General features: G+C 56.6%; 1 protein-coding gene. It reads left to right on the top strand.

Going from position 1 to position 1,343, the window contains the following annotated elements; all coding sequences use genetic code 11:
* Positions 1-68 precede the first annotated feature (68 nt).
* Complete coding sequence (locus tag AC2FNC_RS20775; protein WP_496716579.1) at positions 69-1,088, top strand: IS110 family RNA-guided transposase; 1,020 nt, start codon at positions 69-71, stop codon at positions 1,086-1,088.
* The last annotated feature ends 255 nt before the right edge of the window (positions 1,089-1,343 follow it).

The raw sequence follows: 1,343 nt of genomic DNA, 5'->3' as shown, positions 1-1,343 counted from the left end.
CTGCAGCCAACCGTCGCGCTTTGCGGCAAACTGCAGAAGACATCTTCTGCAAGGAAAGGAGCCCCACCATGGAAGTCACGACGATAGGATTGGATCTCGGTAAAGACGTCTTTCAGGTCCACGGGATCGCTGATGACGGTACGGTTGTCTTCAATCGTTCGATCCGCCGCAGACAATTGCTGAAGTTCTTTGAGACCCTGCCGAGCTGCCTCGTCGGAATTGAGGCGTGTGGGTCGGCACATCACTGGGCGCGTGAGCTGACTGAAATCGGCCATGACGTGCGCCTCATGCCGGCGACTTACGTAAAGCCCTACGTGAAGCGTGGAAAGACGGATGCGGTTGATGCCGAGGCAATCTGCGAGGCCGTCACGCGACCGACCATGCGGTTCGTCGCTGTGAAATCGAAGGAACAACAAGCCCTTCTTACAATGCATCGCGTGCGCCAGCTTGTCGTGCGCCAGAAAACCCAGATGCTGAACGTGATTCGGGGTCTTCTTCGAGAGCTTGGTCATGTGATCGGGAACGGGCCGGTGGCGGCGATGCGCTTCGTCAAAGGGTTCAAAACCAACGATTGCCCGGACATGCCAGACGTTGCGAAGAGCATGCTCAAAACCCTCTGCGAGCAGGTTGTTGCACTCGACGAGCGCGTGGTGTTCTACGACAAACTGATCGAGTATCATTCGCGGATCGATGAACGGGCCAAGCGGATCAGAACCGTCCCTGGTGTTGGTCCAATCACCGCCTCTGCCATCGTCGCCACCATCGGCGACGGCAAACAGTTCAAGAACGGGCGCGAGTTTGCTGCTTGGCTTGGTCTCACCCCATTGAACAGATCGAGTGGTGGCAAGGAACGCCTCGGCCGGATTAGCAAGAAGGGTGACCGTTACATAAGAAGGCTTCTGGTGATCGGTATGACCTCACAAGTACAGCGCGCCCGCGGCTATCCAGAACGCGTGCATCCTTGGATCATGCAACTCCTCGAGCGCAAACCCGTCCGACTTGCCACGATCGCGATGGCAAACAAAGCCGCACGGATCATCTGGGCGATCCTCACCAAAGAAACATACTACCGGCAATCAGCGGCATAACCGGAGGCACTGAACAAAAAAGAATTGCAAGACGAATGCCATGATGGCACGTGCGGTCATCCGAGAACCCGGAAAACCCGAGCTTCGTCCTGAACTCTCAGGTTCGCTTTGCCGATTGGGACCAGGTTCACGGAACCCATCAAGGCCAGCGGCTCAAGCAAATGCCGCAATCAAAGGCCGGACACAGGACTGTACTGACCAGCCGCGCAATCAGAGCATTTTGTCCTTGCAAAGCAGACGCCATCCACACAGGAC

The sequence above is a fragment of the Ruegeria sp. BHSA123 genome, from assembly GCF_059613425.1.
The sequence above is the reverse complement of the archived record's forward strand: the minus strand, read 5'-3'. Positions and strand labels throughout refer to the sequence as shown.

Excerpts from the sequence above, each read along its gene's own strand:
- AC2FNC_RS20775 (WP_496716579.1), top strand. The coding sequence starts at position 69 with ATGGAAGTCACGACGATAGGATTGGATCTCGGTAAAGACGTCTTTCAG.